This window comes from Formosa sp. Hel1_31_208 (assembly GCF_900104785.1).
GTDB lineage: Bacteria > Bacteroidota > Bacteroidia > Flavobacteriales > Flavobacteriaceae > Psychroserpens.
Window position 1 is genome coordinate 20,506 of record NZ_LT629733.1, and the last position, 6,995, is coordinate 27,500.

Consider the following 6,995-nt stretch of genomic DNA (forward strand, 5'->3'; position numbering starts at 1 on the left):
AGGGGTCTTGTTATATGAGTTGGGTCAAAGCGATTTCAAAAGCAGTTTCACTTATCCCAGTTTTTGTATGATTTTTATCGTAGACTTTTTGTAATGCTTTCCGAATAGTTTCAGAAGTATCATTAAAGATAGCCTCATCTGTCATTTGTACTTTGCGTTCCATGAAATATGCAAAAACACGAGCCATTCCACAATTTGATATAAAATCTGGAATTAGACTTACTCTGTTATCTGTATGTTCCATAATACTTCCAAAGAAAATTTCCTTATCTGCAAATGGTACGTTTGCACCGCATGAAATTACTTCTAGCCCAGTACTAATCATTTGATCTATTTGATCTTGAGTGATTAATCGGGAGGCTGCACAAGGAGCGAATATTTCAGTTTCTAGTGACCATATTTTCTCATTCATCTCTGAAAACGGAATTAGGTTTTCACCTTCCAAATGATTTCCAGTTTTATCAAGAAATAAATCTGTGATTTCTTCCAATGTAAATCCATCTTCATTAATCAAGCCACCTACAATATCTATAATCCCAATTACCTTGGCTCCCATTTGCGATAAATAAAAGGCCGCCGCCGCTCCAACATTTCCAAAGCCTTGAACAATAGCTCTTTTACCCACCACAGAATCACCATGTATGTCATAAAAGTGCTTTACCGCTTCAGCCACACCAAAACCAGTAATCATATCGGCTACTGTATATTTTTTTGCAACACTAGGTGAATACTTTGAGTTTTCAATCACCTTTATTACACCATGACGTAATTGACCAATTCGGTTAATTTTATCGGCTTGAGTTGGTTTAAAATGACCTTCAAAAACACCCTCTTGCGGGTGCCAAACACCACTCTCTTCAGTTATTGGTATGACTTCATGAATTTCGTCGACGTTTAGATCTCCTCCAGTACCATAATAACTTTTTAATAGTGGTGATACCGCGTTATACCAGCGCTCCAAAACTCCTTTTTTGCGCGGGTCTTTTGGGTCAAAATTAATACCAGATTTAGCGCCACCTATAGCGGGACCAGAAACAGTGAATTTCACTTCCATAGTTTTAGCTAAGGACAAAACCTCGTTCATATCGAGTCCTTTACGCATTCTTGTTCCTCCTCCAGCTGCGCCACCTCTGAGTGAATTAATTACTGTCCAACCCTCAGCTTCGGTTTCTGGATCTTTCCAATTAAAAATGATTTCAGGTTCTTTATCCTCGTACTTCTGAAGTAAATCTTTCATGCAGTTAGTTATTCTGTAACAAATATAAAAAACTATAAATCGCTAGATATTAATTTTGTAATAATTTTATGGATAATATATCTCTCCAGAGGAATGGCTGTGTTTTGCACCTGTCACACTTGATAGACAATTGATTTCATTTCTCAATTTAAGAACTCCTAGCAAACCAAAAATCAAAGCTTCTTTATATTCTATAATAACTTTTGAAGGAATGGTGATATGACATTCATTATGAACTTTAATTCTTTCTAGGAGAAAACTATTGTAAGTTCCTCCTCCTGTAATAAGTACTTTTGAATTAGGTTTGATACTCTTTGCAATTTGAATAGCAACGTGCTCAACAACTGTTCTCAGAATATCTTTTTCGGAAAGTTTAGATGCTTCTAAAATTGGAAAAATAAATTTCTCAACCCATTCTAAGCCCAATGATTTGGGTGGTGTTTTTTTATAATAGCTCAATGTATTCAAACGATTTAAAACATCTTGATTAACTACTCCAGATTTAGCTATTACTCCGCCATCATCAAAATCAAATCCTAAAACATGTGCATAGCGATTCATCACAATATTCACAGGGCAAATATCATAGGCTATTCTGTTGGTATTAAATTCGGAAGAAATATTAGCAAATCCACCTAAATTAATACAATAATCAAAATCTGAAAACAACAATCGATCACCAATTGGTACTAAAGGAGCACCTTGACCACCAAGCTTCACATCTTGAATTCGAAAATCACAAACAACTAGGTTTTGTACAATTTGAGCTAATTTCGGATGATTCCCAATTTGATATGTAAGTCCGTTTTCTGGTCGGTGTAACGCTGTATGTCCGTGTGAGCAAATGGCATCCAATTCATTTATATTTTTATCGTTTATGAACTTTTGAATGGTCTCCCCCAAATAATCTGTGTAATCAATATTGATAAGATCTAGCTCTTTTTTAGCGCAGTTTACTATGCTTTTTAATAACACCAACCATTTTTTAGAATAAAGAACTGTTTCGGCTTCATGAATTTTGAATGTCCATTTTTGGTTATACTCCAAAGTTATGTGTGCTAAATCAATTCCATCGAGTGAAGTGCCAGACATCACTCCAATAATATTGTACCTAGATTTTATCATATTAAGTAAAAATAGTAATCCTTATTGAAAATATACCAATAAAGACTTATCTTTGCACTCTATTTTTATCAATTCAATAATTTAGATATACTATGGATTTTAGTTTAACCGAAGAACATATCATGATTCGCGATGCAGCTCGTGATTTTGCCCAAACCGAATTACTTCCTGGAGTTATAGAGCGTGACAATGCTCAAACTTTTCCAAACGAATTAGTTCGCAAAATGGGAGAACTTGGTTTTATGGGTATTATGGTTGATCCAAAATATGGCGGAAGTGGCATGGATGCTATTTCATATGTTCTTATTATGGAAGAACTTTCTAAAATTGACGCTTCTGCATCTGTAATGGTTTCTGTAAACAACTCTTTAGTTTGTTATGGACTCGAAGCCTACGGTACCGAAGAACAAAAACAAAAATACTTGACAAAATTGGCCACTGGTGAGTTTATTGGCGCTTTTTGTTTAAGTGAACCAGAAGCTGGAAGTGACGCTACCTCTCAAGCAACTACTGCTATTGACAAGGGAGATCATTATATTATTAATGGCACCAAAAACTGGATTACCAACGGTGGTCGAAGTGATGTTTACTTAGTGATTGCCCAAACAGATAGAGAAAAAGGACACAGAGGGATCAATGCTTTCATAGTCGAAAAAGGCATGGAAGGTTTTGATATTGGACCAAAAGAGGATAAATTAGGGATTCGAGGAAGTGACACACATACACTCCAATTCAATGATGTAAAAGTTCCTAAAGAGAATAGAATTGGTGACGATGGATTTGGATTTAAATTTGCAATGAAGACGCTATCTGGCGGACGAATTGGGATTGCTGCTCAAGCATTAGGTATTGCCTCTGGAGCTTATGAATTAGCTTTGAAATACTCTAAAGTACGTAAGGCATTTGGTACTGAAATATGTAACCATCAAGCCATAGCTTTCAAATTAGCTGATATGTACACTGAAATTGAAGCTGCTCGAATGTTAGTCATGAAAGCTGCGTGGGATAAAGATCATGGTAATAATTACGATATGTCTAGTGCTATGGCTAAATTATATGCAAGTAAGGTAGCTATGGAACAAACTGTAGAAGCTGTACAAATTCATGGTGGTAATGGTTTTGTGAAAGAATACCATGTTGAACGTTTGATGCGTGATGCAAAGATTACACAGATATATGAAGGGACTTCTGAAATTCAAAAAATTGTAATTTCTAGAGGTGTGATTAAAGGATAAGTTATAGAAACACATAAAAAACGAAGCTTCATAATATACTTATGAAGCTTTTTTTATTTGGTCAAATCTTCCAATACTAATCTCAGTTCTGCAAAAGAATACTTGTCGTCGATTTGATGTTTTAAATCTGAAAGATTTTCGAATGTATGCTTTGGAATAATTACTTTTAATTCTTCATAGTGTTTTTCAGAAATCAAGTCTGTAATCTTGACGTCTCCTGAAGCCATAAAGCTAGCTAAATGTCCTGTTATTGTATTTATATTTAATGCTCTTTCTGAAGCTATTTGATCTATAGATTTTCCTGATTTAAACAATTTGAGAGAGATTCTTTTAGTGTCTCCTTTTTGTCTTTTTGGTTTTGGTTCTTCAAATATCTCAGTGTCTTCAAAAGCTTCTATGTCATTATCGTCACAATATTTAAGTATTACTTTTAAGATATCATTTCCGTATTTTTCAACACGCACTTTCCCAAAACCGTTTACTCTTAAAAGCTCATTCTTATTGGTTGGTAATGTTTCACACATTTCGTACAATGCTTTCTGAGTGAATACTTGATAGTGTATTAAATCTTTGTTGTTAGCAATTTCGTTCCTCAATTCTCGAAGTAACTCAAATAACTCAACATTAGTTGTGCCGTCAATAACCGTTTTTCGCGGTTTCTTAGGTTTATCCTTAGCAAGAAATACCGATTTTGCTCGCATTTCTAAAAACGTATTAACATTAAACCCATTAGATAAATTTAAAAAATAGAGTTGTTTTGCTGCAATTAATTCTTCAATACTATCTAATTGTTTATTTAAATCCTTTTCAACAGCCTTGTTATCTGTTGTAAAACCTAAAGTTTTAAAAGGTTCTACAATATTAGTATTCGTTTGTTCACTAAAATAATTTATAGCTTTTTTAAAACGTTCTTGAACGTCTACATTAGATTCTGGTGGTAATGTAATTACAGTAAGTTCTCTTAATTGAGCTCTAAAAGCATTAGCCACTTTAAGCAAATTGGTAACACCCTCTTTCATTGCATTTAACGGTGATTCAAAATTACCCTCAATACTTCCTCTATTCTTATAATAGATATCTAGAACACGATTTAACGGATATAAAAACTTATAAAAGTCAAATAACTCCGCAATTAAATTAAGTTGAAACTCTGACTTTGATTCTTGTAATATTGTTTGATCTGGTTGATTATTCTCCGCCTTTTTATTAAATGATATCACATTATTATCGCTAATGATTTGACTAGAACTTATTTTACTTTTTAATACTAACCCTTCTAAACTTTTACAGCGACTTAAAGCCACATAGGTTTGCCCGTGAGCAAAGGCACCTTGTGCATCTATAATAGCCTTTTCAAACGTTAAACCTTGACTTTTATGTATTGTAATTGACCAAGCCAATCGTAAAGGAATTTGAGAATACGAACCTATCTTATTTTCTGTAATTGCTTTTGTTTCTGGATCGACTGTATAGTTTATATTCTCCCATACTTCTGGAGTGGTGTTAATATTAAAATCATCATTGGGGCATTTGACAACTACTTCATCCTTATCTAGTAAAACAACTTTCCCAATCTTGCCATTAAAATAACGTTTTTCGACAGAGCTATCATTTTTAATAAACATGACTTGAGCGCCTACTTTTAACATTAATTCTTCTTTATTTGGGTAAGAATATTCAGGGAATTTACCTTCTATTCTAGCATTATATATTTGAGTTTTATTAGTAAGCCTATCTAGTTCAGCTTTATTAGTATACTCAGCCTTATTATTATGAGTGGTTAAAAAAATATAACCTTCATCTTCTTTTGGAACGAAATCTGGGTTGTATCTTTTATTTAATTCATCAGCAGAAGATTCAGTAAGTGCATTGGTTCTAATTTCATTGAGAATTTCAATAAACTTAGGATTATCTTGTCTATATATATGTTTCAGTTCCACAGTGACCGCATGACATTCTTGATAAGCCAAGCTACTAAAAAAGAAGGCGTTTTTATAAAATGGTTTTAATAAATACCATTCATCTTCTTTAACTACAGGAGATAATTGTTGCAAATCACCTATCATTAATAACTGTACTCCACCAAATGCAAGATTTCTATTTCTAAAACGCCTTAAAACCTTGTCAATACCATCAAGTAAGTCTGCACGTACCATACTAATCTCATCAATGACTAGTACATCTAATGATTTAATAATATTGATTTTTGTTTTACTGAACTTTCTTGAAAAATTTGAAGAATTATCTAAATCAGCGTTGGGCAAAATAGGTCCGAAAGGCATTTGAAAAAATGAATGAATCGTCACACCCTTGGCATTAATAGCCGCAACTCCCGTAGGAGCCACTACTACCATTCGCTTCAAAGATTTCATTTTTAATTTATGTAAAAAAGTAGTTTTACCAGTACCAGCTTTACCTGTTAAAAATATATTTCTATCAGTATTGTTGACGAAATCCCACGCTAGTTCTAAATCTTTATTAATATTCATAAATTATACTCTAAAATGAAGTCATAAATATCTCTATTTTAGGTTAAATATAAACAACAAAAAACCCTTATCATATAATTATGATAAGGGTTTCAAAAAAGGCGACGACCTACTCTCCCACAAATGCAGTACCATCGGCGCAAATGGGCTTAACTTCTCTGTTCGGAATGGTAAGAGGTGAGCCCCATCGCTATAATCACCTTAAATCTTTCGGTGTATGTAAATAAGATTTACTTAACCGTATAAAATAACATATTGAAAAAAAATATCATAAAAATAAATTGTAACTCAAAAAAACAGGCGTACAATAAGCCTATGGGTTATTAGTACTACTCGGCTATGACATTACTGCCTTTACACCTATAGCCTATCAACGTGGTAATCTTCCACGACCCTTTAAAGAAATCTCATCTTGTGGTAGGTTTCGCGCTTATATGCTTTCAGCGCTTATCCTTTCCCAACGTAGCTACCCAGCAATGCTCCTGGCGGAACAACTGGTACACCAGAGGTTAGTCCAACTCGGTCCTCTCGTACTAGAGTCAGATCCACTCAAATTTCTAACGCCCACTGTAGATAGAGACCGAACTGTCTCACGACGTTCTGAACCCAGCTCGCGTGCCACTTTAATGGGCGAACAGCCCAACCCTTGGGACCTTCTCCAGCCCCAGGATGTGACGAGCCGACATCGAGGTGCCAAACCCCCCCGTCGATGTGAGCTCTTGGGGGAGATCAGCCTGTTATCCCCGGAGTACCTTTTATCCTTTGAGCGATGGCCCTTCCATGCGGAACCACCGGATCACTATGCTCTACTTTCGTACCTGATCGACCTGTATGTCTCTCAGTCAAGCTCCCTTATGCCATTGCACTCTACGCACGGTTACCAAGCGTGCTGAGGGAACCTTTAGAAGC

4 protein-coding genes and 2 rRNA genes (1 of these 6 running past the window's edge) are annotated in these 6,995 nt (G+C 34.9%); 1 reads left to right on the forward strand and 5 read right to left on the reverse strand.

Annotated elements, in window-relative coordinates; all coding sequences use genetic code 11:
- Positions 1-10: 10 nt before the first annotated feature.
- Together BLT57_RS00100 and BLT57_RS00105 are read right to left on the reverse strand one after the other, a co-directional pair.
- Positions 11-1,237 carry a Glu/Leu/Phe/Val dehydrogenase dimerization domain-containing protein gene (locus BLT57_RS00100; protein WP_091420542.1) on the reverse strand — a complete coding sequence of 409 codons (1,227 nt, stop codon included), beginning with the start codon at positions 1,235-1,237 and terminating at the stop codon, positions 11-13.
- 66 nt (positions 1,238-1,303) lie between these two features.
- Complete coding sequence (locus tag BLT57_RS00105; protein WP_091420544.1) at positions 1,304-2,362, reverse strand: anhydro-N-acetylmuramic acid kinase; 1,059 nt, start codon at positions 2,360-2,362, stop codon at positions 1,304-1,306.
- Between the two features lie 92 nt (positions 2,363-2,454).
- Here BLT57_RS00105 and BLT57_RS00110 point away from each other — a divergent pair, with 92 nt between their 5' ends.
- A complete protein-coding gene (locus BLT57_RS00110) occupies positions 2,455-3,597 on the forward strand; it encodes an acyl-CoA dehydrogenase (RefSeq protein ID WP_091420547.1) in 1,143 nt (380 codons plus the stop codon).
- Positions 3,598-3,650: 53 nt separating this feature from the next.
- On the opposite strand, the gene BLT57_RS00115 is transcribed toward BLT57_RS00110, so the two are convergent.
- From BLT57_RS00115 to BLT57_RS00125, 3 genes are all read right to left on the reverse strand, one after another.
- Complete coding sequence (locus BLT57_RS00115) at positions 3,651-6,086, reverse strand: helix-turn-helix domain-containing protein (RefSeq protein WP_091420551.1); 2,436 nt, start codon at positions 6,084-6,086, stop codon at positions 3,651-3,653.
- Positions 6,087-6,182: 96 nt separating this feature from the next.
- A 5S ribosomal RNA gene (gene rrf, locus BLT57_RS00120) occupies positions 6,183-6,290 on the reverse strand.
- A 99-nt stretch (positions 6,291-6,389) separates the two neighbouring features.
- Positions 6,390-6,995 (reverse strand): 23S ribosomal RNA (locus BLT57_RS00125); it runs 2,227 nt beyond the window's last position.

Bases quoted from the DNA above. Each gene is read 5' to 3' on its own strand.
- BLT57_RS00105 (WP_091420544.1), bottom strand. From the start codon at position 2,362: ATGATAAAATCTAGGTACAATATTATTGGAGTGATGTCTGGCACTTCA.
- BLT57_RS00100 (WP_091420542.1), bottom strand. From the start codon at position 1,237: ATGAAAGATTTACTTCAGAAGTACGAGGATAAAGAACCTGAAATCATT.
- BLT57_RS00110 (WP_091420547.1), top strand. From the start codon at position 2,455: ATGGATTTTAGTTTAACCGAAGAACATATCATGATTCGCGATGCAGCT.
- BLT57_RS00115 (WP_091420551.1), bottom strand. From the start codon at position 6,086: ATGAATATTAATAAAGATTTAGAACTAGCGTGGGATTTCGTCAACAAT.